The organism is Algibacter sp. Ld11 (assembly GCF_045066735.1).
GTDB lineage: Bacteria > Bacteroidota > Bacteroidia > Flavobacteriales > Flavobacteriaceae > Algibacter.
This window is the reverse complement of the sequence record NZ_JBISHH010000019.1, coordinates 1-1,086: the sequence shown is the minus strand read 5'-3', so window position 1 is coordinate 1,086 and position 1,086 is coordinate 1. Positions and strand designations below refer to the sequence as shown.

General features: G+C 36.0%; 4 protein-coding genes. All 4 read right to left on the bottom strand.

The window, feature by feature from the left end; all coding sequences use genetic code 11:
* Nucleotides 1–162 precede the first annotated feature (162 nt).
* From ACJJV4_RS07645 to ACJJV4_RS07630, 4 genes are read right to left on the bottom strand one after another with little or no spacing between them, the layout of a single operon-like run.
* The gene (locus tag ACJJV4_RS07645) at nucleotides 163–330 is read right to left on the bottom strand and encodes a hypothetical protein (RefSeq protein ID WP_405293073.1); all 168 of its coding nucleotides are present in this window, start codon (nucleotides 328–330) and stop codon (nucleotides 163–165) included.
* Between the two features lie 45 nt (nucleotides 331–375).
* Nucleotides 376–543, bottom strand: coding sequence for a hypothetical protein (locus ACJJV4_RS07640; protein WP_405292651.1), 168 nt, complete (start codon nucleotides 541–543; stop codon nucleotides 376–378).
* Nucleotides 544–588: 45 nt separating this feature from the next.
* Nucleotides 589–756 carry a hypothetical protein gene (locus tag ACJJV4_RS07635; RefSeq protein ID WP_405292651.1) on the bottom strand — a complete coding sequence of 56 codons (168 nt, stop codon included), beginning with the start codon at nucleotides 754–756 and terminating at the stop codon, nucleotides 589–591.
* A 45-nt stretch (nucleotides 757–801) separates the two neighbouring features.
* Nucleotides 802–948 carry a hypothetical protein gene (locus ACJJV4_RS07630; RefSeq protein ID WP_405293071.1) on the bottom strand — a complete coding sequence of 49 codons (147 nt, stop codon included), beginning with the start codon at nucleotides 946–948 and terminating at the stop codon, nucleotides 802–804.
* Nucleotides 949–1,086 lie beyond the last annotated feature (138 nt).

Here is a 1,086-nt window from a genome sequence, read left to right as displayed (position 1 = left end):
CGCGCTCGTTGCTTCGTCATTTCCTAGAATTTCATCATCATTTAAATCTTGTTCTGTACATGATGCGAATGCTGTTACTAATAAGCCTAATATGAATGTGATTTTTAATGCTTTCATTGTTTTGTGTGTTTAATGTGAATTGTTTCGCTATTTGTTTGTTACCTATTCGTCGATGTCGCCGCCTGTGAATTCATCAATATCTCCGCCTGTATCTGTGTTCTCGGTTTGATTTCCTGCTAATACGCTATCATCGTTTAAGTCTTGCTCTGTGCATGATGTAAATACTGTTACTAATAAGCCTAATATGAATGTGATTTTTAATGCTTTCATTGTTTTGTGTGTTTAATGTGAATTGTTTCGCTATTTGTTTGTTACCTATTCGTCGATGTCGCCGCCTGTGAATTCATCAATATCTCCGCCTGTATCTGTGTTCTCGGTTTGATTTCCTGCTAATACGCTATCATCGTTTAAGTCTTGCTCTGTGCATGATGTAAATACTGTTACTAATAAGGCTAATATGAATGTGATTTTTAATGCTTTCATTGTTTTGTGTGTTTAATGTGAATTGTTTCGCTATTTGTTTGTTATCTATTCGTCGATGTCGCCGCCTGTGAATTCATCAATATCTCCGCCTGTATCTGTGTTCTCGGTTTGATTTCCTGCTAATACGCTATCATCGTTTAAGTCTTGCTCTGTGCATGATGTAAATACTGTTACTAATAAGGCTAATATGAATGTGATTTTTAATGCTTTCATTGTTTTGTGTGTTTAATGTGAATTGTTTCGCTATTTGTTTGTTATCTATTCGTCGATGTCGCCGCCTGTATAATACGCGCTCGTTGCTTCGTCATTTCCTAGAATTTCATCATCATTTAAATCTTGTTCTGTACATGATGCGAATGCTGTTACTAATAAGCCTAATATGAATGTGATTTTTAATGCTTTCATTGTTTTGTGTGTTTAATGTGAATTGTTTCGCTATTTGTTTGTTACCTATTCGTCGATGTCGCCGCCTGTGAATTCATCAATATCTCCGCCTGTATCTGTGTTCTCGGTTTGATTTCCTGCTAATACGCTATCATCGTT